Annotated in this window: 9 protein-coding genes; 3 read left to right on the top strand and 6 right to left on the bottom strand. The window is 47.0% G+C overall.

Annotation, left to right across the window (positions count from 1 at the left end; genetic code table 11):
* Positions 1-42: 42 nt before the first annotated feature.
* The 4 genes from DW947_RS04965 to DW947_RS04950 form a co-directional block, all read right to left on the bottom strand.
* Positions 43-1,185: a glycoside hydrolase family 43 protein gene (locus DW947_RS04965; protein ID WP_057281598.1), complete on the bottom strand. Its 1,143-nt coding sequence runs from the start codon at positions 1,183-1,185 to the stop codon at positions 43-45.
* Positions 1,186-1,283: 98 nt separating this feature from the next.
* Positions 1,284-3,341 (bottom strand): RagB/SusD family nutrient uptake outer membrane protein, encoded by a 2,058-nt coding sequence (locus DW947_RS04960; RefSeq protein WP_057281597.1) that lies wholly within the window; start codon positions 3,339-3,341, stop codon positions 1,284-1,286.
* A gap of 23 nt (positions 3,342-3,364) precedes the next feature.
* Entirely contained in the window at positions 3,365-6,643 is a 3,279-nt protein-coding gene (locus DW947_RS04955; protein WP_005833257.1) for a SusC/RagA family TonB-linked outer membrane protein, read from the bottom strand.
* 166 nt (positions 6,644-6,809) lie between these two features.
* Positions 6,810-10,946, bottom strand: coding sequence for a hybrid sensor histidine kinase/response regulator transcription factor (locus DW947_RS04950; RefSeq protein ID WP_119958463.1), 4,137 nt, complete (start codon positions 10,944-10,946; stop codon positions 6,810-6,812).
* A 156-nt stretch (positions 10,947-11,102) separates the two neighbouring features.
* Here DW947_RS04950 and DW947_RS04945 point away from each other — a divergent pair, with 156 nt between their 5' ends.
* On the top strand, positions 11,103-11,543 hold the full coding sequence (locus DW947_RS04945; RefSeq protein WP_005830148.1) for a DUF6078 family protein: 441 nt from the start codon (positions 11,103-11,105) through the stop codon (positions 11,541-11,543).
* 573 nt (positions 11,544-12,116) lie between these two features.
* Complete coding sequence (locus tag DW947_RS04940) at positions 12,117-14,210, top strand: BT4734/BF3469 family protein (RefSeq protein ID WP_005830140.1); 2,094 nt, start codon at positions 12,117-12,119, stop codon at positions 14,208-14,210.
* On the opposite strand, the gene DW947_RS04935 is transcribed toward DW947_RS04940, so the two are convergent.
* Positions 14,207-15,427, bottom strand: a complete 1,221-nt coding sequence (locus DW947_RS04935) for an ATP-binding protein (protein WP_005830138.1) — start codon at positions 15,425-15,427, stop codon at positions 14,207-14,209. The genes DW947_RS04940 and DW947_RS04935 overlap by 4 nt on opposite strands.
* A 137-nt stretch (positions 15,428-15,564) precedes the next feature.
* On the opposite strand from DW947_RS04935, the gene DW947_RS04930 reads away from it, so the two are divergent.
* The gene (locus DW947_RS04930; RefSeq protein WP_005830137.1) at positions 15,565-16,143 is read left to right on the top strand and encodes a DNA-3-methyladenine glycosylase I; all 579 of its coding nucleotides are present in this window, start codon (positions 15,565-15,567) and stop codon (positions 16,141-16,143) included.
* Between the two features lie 125 nt (positions 16,144-16,268).
* Here DW947_RS04930 and DW947_RS04925 read toward each other — a convergent pair whose 3' ends face one another.
* Positions 16,269-19,364: a glycoside hydrolase family 2 TIM barrel-domain containing protein gene (locus tag DW947_RS04925; RefSeq protein ID WP_117681301.1), complete on the bottom strand. Its 3,096-nt coding sequence runs from the start codon at positions 19,362-19,364 to the stop codon at positions 16,269-16,271.
* Positions 19,365-19,529: the final 165 nt, after the last annotated feature.

Raw genomic sequence — 19,529 nt, 5'->3', positions numbered from 1 at the left:
CGCGATAACGGGGCAAGTTCCTTTCCTTTTTTCTCAAATATATCAGCAAGGATTCCAACTTTCTTTCCATTCGATAACCGGTTTACCAGTATCATCAAAACCAATCGGCAGCCAGATATACTTTGAATACATCAAACTCTCCGGCTTCCAGACATCAGCCATAAAGACAAATCTATTTTCCAGAGTAGAAATGACAAAGGTACTTTGACCGCCGAAAGTCTTTTCAGCCCCCTTACCTATAAAAGGATGCAGATGCTGTTTCCACGGTCCCCAGATGGAGGATGCTGAAAACAAACGTGCCTCATTGGGCTCCCATCCCGTACAGCCGGAAGTAATCATCCAATACGTACCGTCATGTTTGAATAGTGCCGGAGCTTCATTATGCCCTCCCGGGAAGAGACGGATATATTTTCCGGAATGTCCTTGATAGTCATCAGTCAGCTCGGCAATTTGCAAGGTTAGATTCTCTTCCGAAGAATAGATATGATAAGCTTTTCCATCGTCGTCAACATACAATGTCATGTCCCGGGACATCTGTCCTCCCTTCAAGTCACGTTTCACAAACAACCCCTTATTGACAGCCTCTCTCCACTCAGGCGTCCACCATTCTTCAAACTGTTCCATATTCCACTGTATGTCCCGTTCTTCGTCCGTCATATTCAGCGGAAATACTCCCGGACAAACACGACTTGAAGAAACAAAACGATAAGGTCCCGCCGGAGAGTCACTGACAGCCACTCCTGCACGGGCAGCCGCATAGCCCTTCCCTTTCAGTTCCAGATGAAACCACATGACAAATTTCTTCGTCTTTTCGTTATAAATCACCTTGGGACGTTCTATAATACAGCCTTTCTCTATTTCATTGCCAGCTTCCTCCGATACAGACAAGGGCACCCCCTCATATTTCCAATTACATAAATCGGCAGAAGAATAACATGTTACTCCTACCTCCGTAGAGAATCCTTTTGCAGGACGGTGTTCACCGAACCAATAATATTTACTGTCAAATAACAGTATACCACCACCATGTGCATTAATGTACTCCCCGTTTACATCGTTCCATACTCCGGCTGGAACGATTTCACCTTCCCCCCTTATAGGGACATCATTTTGTGCCTGCAGGCCGACGACTGACGCCACGACAACCAAGCATACCACTAAAAACTTGAAATTCAAATGAGTCATATTCTGTCTTGTTTCTATTTATAAAGAAGGGAGGAGGATACCTTCGCACCGGAAAGTGTATCCTCCTCCCTAAATCAAATACCTATTGAAAAATACCTTTATTTCTCAGCCGGCTGGTCAGCTACCACCGGCCAATAAGGGTTCTGGTAAAGAATAGAAGTCGATACATCCGCTCCCGAAGAGGCTGTCAACTGGAACTGTTTTATCATAATAGGATTCAAATAATGTGCCATCTTCCAAGTGCAGCCATTATAGGCAGACTGGTTGCTGCTTCTCTCGAATGGACGGAGATACTCACTCTTGTCTTTCGATGAGACATTAGCCTTGTCTGTCCCGTCAGCAACCAAAATGGATTTTCCATTATCATCCAGATACCAGTCCTCCATCGGAGTATTCCACAAATGCATACCTTCCAGATGGCTGGGAGCAGTCATCAGTTGGTCCATAGAACGCCAACGGCACAAGTCCATGTAGCGAAGACCTTCAGCCAGGAACTCGCAACGACGTTCACGACGGATATTATACAGAGTCTTGTCAGAGATGACACTTCCACCCGTATAGGCTCCCCAATCATTTTCAGCCTCCTTGCTCATGTCCGTTGCAGCGATAGTCTTGTCAAAATCAGTACTGATGCCGGCACGTTGACGAAGTACAGTCCAATATTCACGAGCCGTAGCATCCAGCGTTCCATTGAGCAGATAACTTGCTTCCATATAATTCAGCAGAGCCTCAGCCGCACGGAAACATACAGCTGCCGTATAACCACCGCCATTGGCATAATACTTACGGTTGAATGAACCACCCTTGCGCAATGCATAGCCGGTAGCATAGCCACGCTCACCGTCACCACTCGTAATGGCCGGATAGGGCTCTTCCATCACAACTTCCGTACCTTCATTATTATCAACTTCAAAAAGGATGTTCTTCTGTCCCGGTTCTTTCAGGAAGATACTGAGACGCGGGTCACGGTTTACACGTACATCAGCAACCGTCTTGTCGCCCATATAATAGCCGTCACCATCCGCATAAGAACCGTGAGCATAAACCGGAGTACCATCCTTCATCAGGAAATTCTGTACGAATCCACGGGTCAGACCGATACGGTAATTACCACGTCCGGCAGCGGCATTGATGTTATGAGTAGAGAGTCCGCGGGCATACTGGCGCCACAACAGTACTTCCTTCACATCCGAAAGGTCTTCTTGTGCAAACATATCAAAGTAAGGATTTGACGGGTCATCAGCTGATTGTTGCAACACACCGGTATTCTCCGTCAAACTCCCTTTGTATTTATCTGCTACAAGTTTGGAAGCCTCTACGGCCTGTTCCAAGAAGTACTTCACTTCATTATCAATGTTTCCGCTCGGATACTGATAATTGTTGTGAAGAGATGCCCCCGGCCAGCCTTCTCCACCAGGTACGAATGCCGTACCCTTGAAATTCTGCAACCAAGTAGCCTCGAACAGTGCCACACGTGACTTAACCAGCATCGCAGCATCCTTATTGATACGCGTCGTCGCCATATCGACATCACTCATATAGGCATAAGCCTTGTCAAGATCGGAAATGATGAAACGTGCCACTTCATTACGCGGAAAACGTTTGCTGGCTTCACGGAGAGCTTCCATCTCATCGGCAAGCGGTTGGTTGATAATCGGGAAGTCGCCGAACAACTGGAGCTTCTTAAAGTACTCGTAAGCACGCAGGAAGTACATTTCTCCGATATAGTGCTTGATGGTGGCTACACTCCCGGAAATTGTATTTTGTGAACCGATCATGTCCTCACCGAATTTGGGAAGTGCTTCAGACAAAAAGAAATTAATACGATAGATGCGTTCGAACTTCCAATTGTCACTTTCGCTATGAGGTACTTTCCAGCGATCCTGGGTATAGCGGTCATTGGCATTCACCTCTATCTGGTTATCGGTTCCTTTGTCTTCACCGAAGATGCCATAAGTCCACTGGCCGAATGACGGAAGGACATTGGGATATTCATCATTCAGATTGGCTTCCAACTGGGCCGCAGTGGAGTAATAGGTTTCGGGAGAAATGCTTGACATCGGCTCTCTGTCCAGAAAATCATCGCAGGAAGTCGTTCCGGCAATCACTGCCATTGCCATGAACGCTTTTACAATATATCTATAATTCGATTTCATAATATTCTTCATTATTTATGGGATTAAAGTGATACGCTAAGTCCAAAAGACCAAGTTCTTGAAAGCGGGTATGCATTACCGGCACTCTTGATAGGTGCAGAAGCATTGCTGTCCGTGTTACCACCGCTGATGGTTTCGGGATCGAACAACTTGCTCAGTTTGGTTCCCGTCCACAGATTCTCGCCCGATACGAAGATGCGGCAGTTGGTGATACCGATTTTGCGAATCATGGAAGCAGGCAATGTGTAGCCAAGCTGGAAGTTCTTCAAACGGATATAAGACGCATCCTGCAGATAGCGGGTTTGGGTTTCCTGGTTCTGGGTACTGTCAAATCTCGGACGCGCATAGTATGAATTGACATTGGCGGCAATCTCATGACCGGCCAGCCCGACGGGTTCATCACGGAAGTAATCTTCGTGTTCCTTCAAACCGGTTGACCACCACATACCCCATTGGCCAACGCCCCAGAAGATATTGGAACCCTGCCAGTAGTCACGCTTCATCACTCCCTGGAAGAAGAGGCGAACATCAAATCCCTTGTAATTGGCATTCAAGTCAAGACCGAAATGATAACGGGGAGTATTGTTGCCTATCACCTTCAAGTCACCGTGGTCCTCCAAAGTCTGTGCACCTTTGGTGATGCCCGGTTTTCCATCCTGGTCGGCATACATGATGTCACCGGCAGTCCAAACGCCGGAACCGATGGCACTTTGTCCGCCCACTTTATTCAGATGCGCCTGCATCTCATCATCTGTCTTAGCAATTCCCACGGTTTCAAAGCCCCAGATTTCACCAATCTCGCGGCCTGCGATATAAGTATTGATTGAGTTTGTCGGGTTACCCGGGTATCTGTCTATATAAGTACGTGCATCAGAAACATTGAACTTAATGCCATAGCCCATACCGAAGTTGGTGCGGTCCTGCCATCCGATGGTAAGTTCCCAACCCTTCGTCTTCAAGTCACAGTTATTGGTCTTGGGAGTCGCAATACCCAATGTAGCGGGCAACTCTACAGACGGACCTACCATATTGTCCGTATAACGGATATAAGCATCGAATGACCCGGTCAGACGGTTGTTGAACAGCCCCCAGTCAAGACCGATATTCCAGGTACGCACTTTCTCCCAAGTCAAGGCTGTACTGATAAGGTCGCCTACATAAGCAGTGTTTGGTTTCAGTCCATTCTGCAGCCAGCTTCCGTTTGCCTGCTTCAATGTCATGGCACGATAAGTAGGATACCAGCCGTTTGTATTCATATTCCCCAGTTCACCATAAGAGAAACGGAACTTCAACTGATTGCAAACATCCGCAAAATCTTCCCAGAAGTTTTCCTGGGCAATGTTCCAACCCAAAGAGAAGGAGGGAGACAACTGCCAACGATTGCCACGGCGGAAGCGGGAGGTACCATCATAGCGCAAATTGGCCTCTGCCAGATAACGACCTTTATAATCATAGTTCAAGCGGCCAAAGAAACCCGCTGTGGCCCACTCATTACGATAGCCACCCACCTCGGGCACCTTATCCTTACCGGCGCCGTCAATATTCGATATCAAGTCCAGTTCCGGAAGGTCTTCCACCTGCAAACCATATCCTTTGGCACTAAAAAACTTCTGGCGCATTTCTTCGGACTGAAAACCACCCATTACCTTAAAATTATGATCATCATTGATAGCAAGAGAATAAGTGGAGTAAATATTCCAGTTCATGTAGCTCTCTTTCTTGTAGTCTTGATAGAGACTTGAGGTTCCTTGCGTATCCACAATATTTCCACTCACATCGTGGTTATAGTAAGGAAGTCCGGTTTCACGTGTATCTATAGAATTGGTACTATAGTTGAACTCAACATTGGTAATCCAATTCTTCACGGGTTCGAATACCAAGCTTGCTTGATGATAAACCTTATCTGTCTGCACATCGCGCTCACCACCCAATGCAAGTGACATCGCCGGCGTATCGGCATTACCATTAAAATAATAGCCGTTTTCATCATAAACCGGAAGATTAGGCCAAGTCTGACGGCCGATTCTCTCATACAAACCGCCACCAAAATTGGTAGGACGGCCAAGGTCTTGACGGACATAACGCAAGCTGTAATTGAACTTCAACCATTTGGTCAGCTCGGCACCAAATTTGGCAGTAGCATTATAGCGCTTCAAGTCATCGGAACCATGACGGAGCAAACCATTCTGATCCAGATAGCCCAATGAAGCATAATAATTGAACTTGTCACCACCACCGCTTACACTGAAATTATGTTCTTGCGAGAAGGAAGAGCCCTTGTAGATTTCGGAAAACCAGTCAGTATTGGCATACGCCGTAGTAAACGGGTCGCCTGCCGGTTTACCCCATACATTGCCATCAGTAGGCAAACCGCCACGATTAGTACCTCCCGCAGCCTGGAAGTCAAGCATCTGCTGCATCACTGTATCAGAGAACTGGGCATTGTCCTGACCGTTGCGTGCAGCCTCATTGAAGTAGTTGGCAAAGGTATAGGAGTCCATCATCTCCGGCAGATTCACCGGACTGTTGAAGCGGAAGCTGTTGTTGTAGTTGATAGTCGGCTTGCCCGATTTGCCTTTCTTGGTAGTCACCAAGATAACACCGAACGGTGCACGCGACCCATAAATAGAGGAAGCGGCAGCATCCTTCAATACAGAAATATTCTCGATGTCCTGCGGATTCACCGTATTGATGTCACCTTCCATACCGTCAATCAAAATCAGCGGACTTCCGCTTGAGCCGTCACCGATGGTACCGTTGCCACGGATATTGATGGACATATTCTTGTCCAGTTCACCGGTATTGGTCGTAATCTGCAAGCCCGGTACCAAGCCCTGCAATGCCTGCGTGGCATTCGCTACCGGACGTGCTTCAATTTCCTTCGCCGTAGCCAGCCCCACAGAACCTGTCAGGTTCACCTTCTTCTGCGTGCCGAAACCTACCACTACCACCTCGTCCAGCATTTCGCTGTCTTCTTTCAGAGTCACAGTAAAGGATGTTTTTCCAGCCACCGGCAGCTCTACCGTCTTATAACCGATAAAGCTGATTGTCAAAGTGGCATCCGAAGGGACTTTCAAAGAGAAATTACCGTCAATGTCGGTAATTGTTCCATTCGTCGCATTCCCTTTCTCCACTACACTGGCGCCAATCACCGGTCCCATCGCATCATTAACCACACCTTTTACATTGATTGTCGAACTCTGTGCGTTCAAGAACTGAACATTCAACAGAAGGGCCATACAAATGGCCAAAGTGACATACACTTTCAGCCCGAGTCCTTCAAAGAATCTCTGTCTTTTCATTGTATAAACTTTAAGATTAAACATTAATTGTTTCACTTTCACTCTTCATTTTAACCGTGAAAACAATGGCAAATGTAGGCGAATGCTGATAGGAAGACCTCCAATAATGCTTCTACGAGGTAGAATTTTAGTTATTCGACCTAATTGAAGCATAATTTGACTTGATCTATGACTGTATGAAGCGTTCCTGATATTCCGTCGGCAACATGCCGAATTCCTTTTTGAAACAAGAACTGAAATATTTCGGGTCATTAAAACCGACGGCATACGCCAGATCGGAAACACGCACAGAACTCCCCTTCTCCTCCATAATGCGGCAGGCCGCTTTCAGACGGATGTTACGGATAAAGGCAGAAGTATTCAGTCCCGTCAGGGATTTCAGTTTCTTGTAAAGGGTGGACTTGCTGGTGCCCATCTCCTCCACAAACTGGGGCTGGTCGAAGTCTGAATCTTCCAGATGGCGGTTTACGCAGTCAATGGCACGCTGCATGAAGTCCTCATCAATGCTGGTATAGTCCAGTTCCTTGATTTCGAACACTAGTTGGTTCTTAAAGTCATGCGCCTTGCGTTCTTTGTATTTCAGCAGATTGCGGATGCGTGCATGCAGCACGGCCAGGTTGAACGGTTTACTGATAAAGGCATCCGCCCCCACTTCATAAGCTTCGGCACGGTCTTCCTCCTTGTTCTTGGCTGTCAGAAGAATCACGGGAATATGACTGAGTTCCAACTTGTTCTTCACATACCTGCAAAACTCGATGCCGTCCATTACGGGCATCATCACGTCCGAAACAATCAGGTCAATATCCTCATTGTCAAGCACAGTCACAGCCTCCTGACCGTTTTCGGCCGTATGGACATTGTATTCACGTTTCAGCAGCCGGACCATTAACTGCAAAAGCTCCTCATTGTCCTCCACCACCAGTATGGTATGCGCTTTGGGCTTTTCAGCAACCACATTCTCCGCATTCTCCTCTTCAAGATAGGTAACGGTTTTCTGTACCGGAAGTACAGCTTCCTCATCAATCTGTTCTTCCTTAAAATAAGAGCGGTCTACGGGCAAGGTCACGATGAATTCCGTTCCCCGGCCTTCCTCGCTCTCCACTTCAATGCTTCCTCCATGCAGCTCCACCAAGTCCTTTACCAAAGAAAGGCCGATGCCCGTACCAATGGTGTTGAACTTCCGGTAATCCCCCTCGTAGAACCGCTTGAAGAGGCTCTTCTGCTTGTCCTTTGAAATGCCACTGCCATTATCCTTTACATGCAACCGGACGAAGTCCCTGTCTTCGGCATACATCAGCGTGACTTGTATATAGCCACCCTCCTTATTATATTTGGCGGCATTGGAAAGCAGGTTGTAGAGAATCTTGTCCAGCTTGTCCGTATCAAAATAACCGATAATCGACTCCGGATTACAGAGTACGGAGAAATGTATCTTGCGCTTTTTGACAAGCGGCAGGAAAGATTCGGCTTCATTTTTCACAAACGCCGCCACATCTCCTGGAGAGACACGCAACTTCAGATTGCCGGTTTCTGCTTTACGAAATTCAAGAATCTGCTGCAACAGACGGATGAGCCTGCTGATATTGCTACCCATTACCGTATAAAGGTCGTCATGCCCGGGAAACCGCATCTTCAACTCATCGACGGTAGCCGAGATAATGGTCAGCGGAGTCAGCAGTTCATGCGTGATATTTGTAAAGAACTGCAATTTGGCATGATTCAGTTCTTCCAGTTTGGACTTCTCCATCTCCCGAAGATGCAGCTCATTACGCAGCTGCATCCTGTTCTTTGCTGTCCGGAGAATGAAGCAGACAATAGCTGCCCCTATCAGTGCATAAATGATATAAGCCCACCATGTAGCCCAGAACGGTGGTAATACCACCACCTCAAGTTCACGGATTTCCTGACTCCAAATGCCATTTTCATTGGTGGCTTTCAGACGGAACCGATAAGTGCCGCTCTTCAAATTATTATAATAGGCAAAACGGCGGTTGGCATCCGTATATTGCCAATCCTTGTCAAAACCTACAAGCTGATAGGCATACCGATTTAAACCGGGATTCTTATAAGTAAGGGATGCGAATTCAATACTGAAATTATTATATCCGTAAGGCAGATCTAACTTCCGTGTAAACGAAGGCATGACAGAAGAAATCCGTTCTCTGACCTCCGGTTCCAATACCGCAAAAGAACGGTTGAAGATTTTTATATCCGTAATCAGATAAGGCACGGCTTCATTGTCTTTCTCCAGAGATGCAGGAAAGAAACTGTTATAACCCTTATTTCCTCCAAAGAATAACTCGCCCTCCCTACTACAAGAAGACTGTGATATGAAGAAGTTATCCTGCAGACCGTCTGCTGTCGTATAGACACGGACCGTAGCCAAATCCTCGTCCATCGGTACAAAAAGCTGTACCAGCCCCATATTGGTCCCCATCCATAGACACCCTTGCCTGTCTTCCTCTATAGACCCTATCATGTCAGCGGACAGCTGATATTCCTGATTCTTTTCCGTAAATACATTTTCCTTATAATCATATAGATACAACCCTCCTCCCTCAGTTCCGGCCCATAGCCTTCCCGATTTATCCACATGCAAACACAACACCGAGTTCGTTGCCAGCTGGCCGTTGTTATAACTATAGTTACTATATTTCAGCGTTTCGGGATGCTGCACATCCCCCATAATATGTATAATTCCATAGTTGGCTGTCGCAATCCAGAAGCTGCCATCCGCATCCTCCACAATGTCCTTCACATGATACCAATCTGCCAACCCGCCTCCGGCAAAAGAAAGTGTTCCGAACCTATAATGCCCTCCATCGGCCAAACTGATTCCCATACCGCCGCGACAGCCTACCCAACAATTCCCCTTACTGTCCTCACACAAGGCCGAAACGCAATCCGAATAGAGATAAGGCGTGTCGGATTCAGTCAGCACCTTCACTTTCTCTCCTTTCTCATAAATCAAGATACCACCGTCATAGGTAGCGAACCATACTTCTCCATTCTTACGCTGAATAATGTAATTGACCGTGGGTACACCGGGAATATCCGAGAATTCCGGGATATGGGAAAAGAACGACAACACACCGGTTTCATAATCCTTGCGTGCCAGCCCATAACTTCCGGTACCCAGCCAAAGGTCTTTATCTGCATCGGCAAACAAAGCGCGGACGGCAGTAGTAGGCACGTCATCCTCTGCCAGATTCAAAGAATAGAAAGTAAATGGAGATTGTTTCGTGTCTATCATCAGGACACCGCCGCCAATGGAACCCAGCCAGATATTATTGAAGCGGTCGCGCAACAGTGAATTTATTTCATCACAAGGTATATGATATGCCGAATGCAACGACTTGTAATTAATGAATGTACCGGGATTCTCCTGCTTCATAATGCTCAGCCCCACCCGGGTCCCTATCCACAAGGTATGGGTGTGTACATCCTCCACAATATCATAAACAATATTGTCCGACAAGCTGGCATCATCCCCTATCCGATGCGAATAATGTGTATAAAACACGTTTGCCATATCCTTGGGATGATTCAAGAGAAATAATCCGCAATCCCAACCACCGACCCACATTTTCCGGTTGGAATCCTGATAGATAACATGTGCCGAGTTCCGTTCATTGATTTTGGGATATGCATAGAATTTATCCTCCTTCCGGGAATAACGAAAAAGACCACTGGACCAGGTACCGACCCACAAATCCCCATCCGAGTCCTCGAACAACGATTTGATGGAAGCTGCGGGAAATATACCATCGGTGGACTTGCCGTCATACATCACGAAGGAGTCCTTCTCTGCCACATACCGGCATAAGCCGGAATCCGTACCAATCCATACCTCATTTTCCCGGGTGACCAACAGGCATGAGACCGCATTGTTTGGAATGGCAGGCGCAGTATATTGACGGATTTCTCCGGTTTTCTTATTGAGTGTGTTCAACCCCTCTTGTGTACCAATCCACAAGAAGCCGTCATTGTCATCGGCAAAACAATAAATGTTGTTACTGGTCAACAAACCGGGAGTATTCAAGCTCGATTTATAGACAGTAATCTGGTAACCGTCGTATTTACAGAAACCATACCGGGTAGCAAACCACAAAAACCCTTCCTTATCCTGATATATTTTCTGGACCTCATCCGTCGGTAATCCGTCTAATGTAGAAATCTGCTTGAACTTCAAACGGGAAATAACATCCCCATCAGCCGCATGCCCCAAGGCAGGATACATTGTCCAAAAGCTGAACAGGAGAAGACACGTATGCAGACAAAAAAAACTTACTCTATTTTTCATATACCAGATATTAGGAATTATGACAAATATAGCAAGTTCAGCTCACTTTAAAGAAGAATTATACTCTTTTTTTGTCTGCAAATACTTCAAACGAGGCTTTATTCCTTACCTTTACAGCCGTGTTCTACACCCTAACCGTAGACAAGCAAACAACATATGGAAAATAAATTCGACTACCAGTCTGTGCCTTATGGCTTTGCACATTGCTTCAACAGCCAGTGCGTCCATAAGGAAGAATGCCTGCACCACTTGGCTGCTACCAATTGCACCTCGCAATGTCCTACTTTAAGCATCATCAATCCGAACTGTATCCCTGCCGATACCACCAACTGCCCTCATTTCCGGAAAGCCCTGAAGTGCCGGGTTGCATGGGGCATCCGGCACCTGCTGGACAACGTACCCCACAAATGTGCAGCCCCGATGAGGAACCAGCTTGTAGGACACTTTGGCAAGACCACCTATTATCGCTTTTACCGCCAGGAACAAGGCTTGTTTCCAAAGGCACAAGCATATATCCGTCAGGTTTTCAAACAATACGGAATTGCCGAAGAACCGAAATTCGAGAGATACAGCGAAGAATACAGCTACAACGATTGAAGCATCCGGACAGCTCAGCTTCTACAAAGTTTATTTTTGAAAAACATCTGTCATGCTATCACGCAGAGGGGGATATCCTTTTGATTATAAACCGATTAAAGCGTGAAAGATACCCGTGATAGATAAAAATCTTCACAACCATCCATCACGCCATAACAAAAGCAGTATCCGATACTTACTTCATTCACCACAGAATAGTGATATATGCTTAGTTCTCAGTATGAAACTTTTAGTTTCTTAAACAAATACCAAAAGTTTCAACAACAAATACCATTGGTTTAAACCTTCTAAAATAAAAGTTTCAACAAGAGAAACTGAGAGTTTTCCTTAGGAAAACTATTGATTTCAACAAGCAAAACCTTTTGTTTCAACAAGCAAAAACCAGCGTGGAAGTCTGCACAAAGCATCCCAAATCACCTGCTTTTTCGACTCAAAACATCAGATTTTCCACAGAAAAACGCTGGAATAGACCTAAAAAAGCATGGAATCACTTGCAAAAAGAGCCTGATTGTCGTACCTTAGTACACTGTAAGCAAACCATTTTGCCTGCATGTGACAAAACAAAAAATAGAAATGAAAATCACCCAACTGAGAGAAAAAGACGGGAATCTGACACTGAGCACGACAGACTTAGACACCTTCCTACAGAAAATCAAAACGGAGACCAAAACCCAGCCCGTATCCACTTTCCGCCAGCAACTGCGATACTGCTTGCCCGGCAAGCGCTGCAACGAGGCAGACCGACTGCCCAAAGTACTCCCGGCAGCCGAATTCCGCAAGACGAACGGTGTCTGCCAGATGAAAACCTACAACGGCATCGTGGAACTGACCGTAGGCCCGCTTTCCGGCAAGTCCGAAATAGCCCTTGTGAAACGTCTTGCCTGGGAACAGCCCCAGACGCGGCTCGTATTCACCGGTTCCAGCGGACGGACTGTAAAGATTTGGACTACCTTCACCCGTCCGAACAATTCGCTGCCGGGCAAACGGGAAGAAGCCGAAGTATTCCACGCCCATGCCTACCGCCTTGCCGTGAAATGCTACCAGCCCCAACTGCCTTTCGACATTCTGCTGAAAGAGCCCAAGCTGGAACAGTACTCCCGCCTCTCCTTCGACCCCGAAGCCATGTACCGCCCGGACTCCATACAGTTCTATCTTGCACAGCCCGCCTCCATGCCCGACGAAACCACCTATCGGGAAGCCCTGCAAGACGAGAAGTCACCCCTGACGCGCGCCGTGCCGGGATATGAAGCCGAAGAAGCCATCATCATGCTGTTTGAAGCCGCCTTGCAGAAGACTTTCGCCGAAGCGACGGGTGCCGGTGCCGACAACAGCCTGCACTCCCTGACCGTACGCCTTGCCGAGAACTGTTTCCGTTCGGGCATCCCCGAAGAAGAGACCGTGAAGCGTACCTATTTCCATTATTATCTGCGCCAAAAAGAGACTGTCATCCGGCAGATTGTAAGAAGCGTTTACCAAGAGAACAAAGGCTTCAATACCCAAAGCAGCCTCAGCAAAGAGCAAAGACTTGCCATACAGACGGACGAGTTCATGAAACGCCGCTACGACTTCCGCTACAACACCCAAGTGGGTGAGGTGGAATACCGTGAACGCCACTCGTTCCGTTTCCGCTTCTCCCCCATCGACAAGCGCACGCTGAACAGCATTGCCCTCGACGCACAGAGCGAAGGCATTCCCCTGTGGGATAGGGACATCAGCCGATATATCTACTCCAACCGCATCCCGGTATTCAATCCGCTGGAAGATTATCTGTACGACCTTCCGCACTGGGACGGGAAAGACCGTATCCTGGCACTCGCCCAGACAGTACCCTGCAACAACCCGTACTGGGCCGAACTGTTCCACCGCTGGTTTCTCAACATGGTGGCACACTGGCGCGGCAATACCGACAAGAAATATGCCAACAGCGTCTCCCCCTTATTGGTAGGTGCACAAGGCACCCGCAAAAGCACCTTTTGCCGAAGCATCGTCCCGCCCGAGCTGCGTGCCTATTATACGGACAGCATCGACTTCTCGCGCAAGCGCGACGCCGAACTTTACCTCAACCGTTTTGCGCTCATCAACATCGATGAATTCGACCAAATAAGCAGCACCCAGCAAGGATTCCTGAAACATATCCTCCAGAAGCCGGTGGTCAACGTGCGCAAGCCATACGCCAATGCCGTGCTCGAGATGCGCCGATACGCCTCGTTCATCGCCACCAGCAACCAGAAGGACTTGCTGACCGACCCCAGCGGCAGTCGCCGGTTCATCTGCATAGAAGTGACGGAAGCAATAGACACCAACCGCCCGATAGACTACAACCAGCTTTATACCCAGGCCATGCACGAACTGGACCACGGCGAACGCTATTGGTTCGACCAGTCGGACGAACGGATTATGACGGAAAACAACCACGATTTCGAACAGATACCGCCCGAAGAGCAACTGTTCTACCACTATTTCCGCGTTGCCGGAAATGACGAGGAGGGAGAATGGCTGTCGTCTGCCGAAATACTGAACCGCCTGCGCCGGTACAGCGCCATCCCGCTGTCCACCAAGAGAGTGAATGTATTCGGAAGGATACTGCAGAAACATGAAGTGCCATCCCGCAGAACACGGTTCGGCACGCTGTATCATGTGGTGGAGTGCAAGAGACAAGAAGATTAGTCTTTAAAATATTCAGACACCGGCAATGCTTCTATCGTTTTATCTCCTACGGAAAATTTGTCATGTTGGTTATAAGTGAGTATCAGTCCATGCCCCATCTTGAAGAAAGACAAGGCATCCAGTAAGCCATCTACTTCCCTTTTCCGGTTTTCTGCGGTCAAGGCATAGCATACCTGGATGGCAAGCTGGGGCACAGAATTGCGTACAACTATAAAGTCGCATTCCTTCCGGTTCTCATTATAATAGAATATCTCAGAATAACGGCGACGCAATTCCGCAAAAACCATGTTCTCCAGCCTCCGACCCTCATCACGGGTGAAAGATGGAGAGGTGACAAATACAACACCATTGTCCACACAATACACTTTCTTCGGGTTCAACAGTTGCGCTTTATATGAATATGAAAATTTCGGAACAAAGTTTATCAAGTAAGTCTGTTCGAAATAAGAGAAATAATCAGACACAGTAGAAGTACTTTTCATTCCCAGTATCTGTTTCAGTTTTGTAGCAGACACCAGATTGCCCACATTCCCCATCAAATAGGCCAAGAGACTTTTCAAAGAGTGGTCATCACGTATATTATATCTCACGGCAATATCACGATATACTATATCATTGACTAAATCCGTCAGAACATCCTGATCATCCAGTTGCAAGTATTGAGGGAAGCCACCCTGATGCAGATAGTCGTACAAGGAACTGTCACCGATAGTCTTACCCGTAAAACCGCAATATTCAGCATACGAAAAAGGGAACAGTTCTTTCGTAATATGTCTTCCTGTCAACTTCGTGCCCAATTCACGACTCAACATCGAAGCATTGGAGCCGGTGATTCCCACATAAAACCCTTCATCCAACTTGCCCCGAATATACACCTCCCAACCATCAACAATCTGTATTTCGTCAAAAAGAAGAGCGATACACCCTTCATGTTCCTTAATAACTTCATCCACTATACGGAAATCACTGAATTCAAATCCATACAGTAAAGGGGTATCAAAATTCAAGGAGAGCACCTCTTCCGGCTTGTATCTATCCACCGATAATTGTGCCAGCAATGTACTCTTACCACAACGGCGAATACCAGATATAATCAGTGCATAGTCTGCTACCAAGGGAGGTAAAGACAACAATAGGTCACGTCGGAAACTTTGAAATTTCCTCAACCGTTCACGTTGCACACGTATGGCTTCTACTATATCCGATTTGCTTATCATAGGGCTATGTCATTTATATTCAGATACAAATATAAACATTCCATTCTGAATAAACAAATCTATCCATTTAGAATAGATAGATTTGTTTATTCGGAATGAAAGCACTACCTTAGCACCTCATTACAAAAATAACGCTTATGCAAGACATTATAAACGGACGTTGCGGCTGGTGCGGAACCGACGAGCTGTATGTGAAATACCACGATGAAGAGTGGGGAAAAACGGTAACAGACGACAAGACACTATTCGAGTTTCTTGTATTGGAAAGTGCCCAGGCGGGACTGAGCTGGATAACCATCCTCAAAAAGCGGGAAGGCTACCGCAAAGCCTTTTGCAATTTCGATGCCGCGCAAGTGGCGCAAATGACCGACGAAGACGTGGAACGGCTGATGCACTTTGACGGCATCGTGAAAAACCGTCTGAAAATCAAGTCGACCATCACCAATGCAAAGCAGTTTCTTGTCATACAGAAAGAATTCGGCAGCTTTTACAACTATACGCTATCCTTCTTCCCCGACCGGAACCCCATTATCAATCATTTTCAGTCATTGAGTGAGATTCCAGTATCATCTCCCGAATCAGATGCCATGAGCAAAGACATGAAAAAACGGGGATTCAAGTTCTTCGGCTCTACCATTTGCTATGCCCATCTGCAAGCTTCGGGGTTTATCAACGACCATCTGACGGATTGCATTTGCCGAAATCAGAAACAATAAAACAAAGAAATATACAGAAGCAAGCAAAACATCAACACAAAGCGGTCACCCTCCCCCATCGGAAAGGCGACCGCTTCAGTGTTATAAAATCTGTTTCTCAGTATGTAATACACTGAGAAGAAATGTTATTCTATTCCGATACTATGGCATACGGGAAAAAGGATGAACGTAAACTCATAATCAGCGTATGGCACCAGGTATTCCGGACGGGCTATACGTCCCCAACTGTCTTCGCAACCCAGACCGGCTTGCACCTTGTCGATACAGAGATTAGTCAAATCAGCTTCATCCACCTCTTGCGAGTGTCCTTGCTCTTTGCTCCAGCCTTCATCTAAAGACTCGATGGTATAGTGCAAGGCAGATGCGGAGAAGGGAGCGGCTGCCACAATCTTGATGCCATTACCAGACTGATCCAACATCTTCCACCAACGAATATCGGTCTTTGTTCCATTTTCCTGCGGACGGATGTAGGGATAGAACTGCTCGGCCACACTTTGGCGATAAATGCCTAAGTCGGCGCAATGATTACGGTCAATATAGTTTTCAACCGGACCGCGTCCATAGTATTCAACGGTTTCAAAGCTGCGCGGCATAGGCATCTGCAGACCGAAACGGAACATGTTCGATACTTTGGCATTCTTGTCGGCAGTCAGCTTCTGGGTCACCTTGACGGCACCGGCATTGTTGATGACATAAACAAGGTTCAGCTTAGCTGAAACACCCGGCATGTCGTAAGCAGATTCTACAATCACCTGATTGTTCTCCGTGCGCTGTTTGAAAGAGGTCAGTTTGATTTCCGGATTCTTCCAAGCGATATATTTGCGTTGCAGATTGGCACCGTAGTCGTTGTCAACAGGCGCACGCCAGAAGTTTGGTTTTAAAGCCTCGCCGTCTTTAATCATATCCCGGCCATTCACTTTGTACTTGGTCAGATAACCGTTGTGCTTGTTGATTTCTACACGGAAAGCATCACCGGAGACGATGAGGTAGTTCCAATCGTTATCCTGTACTTGGGGAGCCGTCATCTCGATATTGCTCTGTTCGCAGTTCTTCAATTCCATGGAAGGAGCTTGGTAAGGATTGAGCGTCAACTGGTCTTTTGCCACTACATGTCCGGCGGAAAGCAATCCTTCACGGTTCTTCAGCTTATAGGAAACATTCAGCAACCACTCGGTGCATTGGCAAGTCTTGCCCAAGTCCAACTTGATTTTGGCTGTCTGTTGGGGAGCTACATTCAGATTATCCACACGACCGGTCCGTATCACCTTACCGCCTTTCAGTACCTCCCACTCCATATAATAGGCAGAAAGATCACGGAAGAAGTATTCATTGAACACATTGATTTCGCCGTTCTTCAAGTCGGCCGGAGTAGTCCAGATGTCCTGATAGATACGGCCTACCTCATACATGTGGGGATTGGGCACACGGTCGGGGCTGATAAGACCGTTATCGCAGAAGTTACCATCGCTGGCATCAAAACGGTTAAAGTCACCGCCGTAGGCATAAATCATCTTACCGTTTTTTCCTGTCCAACGTACAGACTGATCAACAAAATCCCAAATAAAGCCACCTTGGAATTTGGAATATTTACGCACCAAATCCCAATATTCTTTAAAACCTCCTTGCGAGTTTCCCATCGCGTGAGCATATTCGCACTGAATCAGGGGCTTTGTCATAGAATCATCCTCACTGTATTTCTTACATCCGTCATAGCCATAATACATCGGGCAATAGATGTCTGTCTTGCCTGTTTTACCGGCTTGTTCATATTGTACGGCACGGCTCGGGTCTTCAGCCTTTATCCAATCGTAGGCAGCTTCGAAATTAGCGCCATAGCCGGCTTCGTTGCCCAAAGACCAGAAAATGATGCTGGGATGATTGAAGCTACGCTGCACATTGCGCTGGTTACGCTCCATATGTGCTTTCCTATAGTCCTCACGTTTGGCAAGTGTCTCTTCCCCATAACCCATTCCGTGGGATTCGATATTGGCTTCGGCCACTACGTAAATACCATATTGGTCGCAGAGGTCGTACCAGAGATTATTGTCGGGATAGTGGCAGGTGCGCACGGCATTCAGGTTGAACTGCTTCATCACCTGAATATCCTGAATCATGCGTTCGCGAGAAATGACGTAACCACCGTCCGGATCCATCTCGTGGCGGTTGGCTCCCTTGAAGAGAACGGGCTGGCCGTTGACAAGTATCTGACTTCCTTTCAGCTCTATCTTTCGGAAGCCCACCTTTACGGGAATCACTTCACTGCTGCCTTGCAAAGTGGCACGTAGGGTATACAAGTAGGGCGTTTCCGCCGTCCACTTATGAGGATTCTCCACATTTATCAAGGCAGTAGCGTTACCTTTGGCGACAGCTGTAGCCACCTGTTTTCCGGCAGCGTCCAGCAGTTCAAGACTGACATTGCCGCCACCCTTCACATCAAGCTGTACTTTCAGGGAACCGTTCTTATAAGCAGTATCCAAATCGGGAGTGACACGGATGTCCTGAATGCGCTTCTTGTCACGGGCATACAAGTAGCAATCGCGCCCTACACCGCTATAACGGAAGAAGTCCTGGTCTTCCAGATACGTCCCGTCACACCAGCGGAATACCTGAAAGGCTATCAGATTCTTTTGTCCCGGCTTCAAGTAGGGTGTCAGGTTGAATTCAGCCTCCAGTTTGCTGTCCTCACTATAACCTACGTACTTGCCGTTTACCCACAAATACATATTGGAAGTCACGGAACCGAAATGAGCAATGATGTCCTTACTCTTCCAGTCGGCAGGTATTACAATCTCACGACGGTAGGAACCTACATTGTTATTCTCCGTTGGCACCTGCGGTGGATTGTTCTTGAACTGATTGCGCCAGGCATATCCGGTATTCACGTAGATAGGGTCGCCGAAACCGTTCAGTTCCCACATACCGGGAACGGCCATATCGCTCCATCCCTTGTCGTTGAACCCCACTTTCCAGAAATCCGTGGGACGGGCATCGGCATTCTTCACCCAGAAGAATTTCCAGATACCGTTCAGAGTCATGTAATTGGAAGAATGTTCTTTTGCTCCACGAGCCGCAGCATCTGCCGACTCATAGGCAAAATAGTTGGTGTGCATCGGAGCACGGTTCACGGCATTCACTTCAGGGTTTTGCCATTCAGTGAAGGACTGTGCGCTTGCGGCAATGGCAAAAGTCGCAAGCAGTCCGGTAATGAAATGTTTCTTCATGGTAAATAGTTTATAAAAATTAGCAACGGCATACAAGCAGAACCGGTATGCCGTCACAAAGATACGCCTATCCTATAATTAAAAGGAAGAATAATCGTTCAAAAAAGGCTGAATTTAATTCTTTAAATAAGTGTTCATAACTAGTTCACATAATTAAATTAGGTG

It is taken from the genome of Bacteroides sp. AM44-19 (assembly GCF_003603395.1).
Taxonomy (GTDB): Bacteria; Bacteroidota; Bacteroidia; order Bacteroidales; family Bacteroidaceae; genus Bacteroides; species Bacteroides uniformis.
The sequence above is the reverse complement of the archived record's forward strand: the minus strand, read 5'-3'. Positions and strand labels throughout refer to the sequence as shown.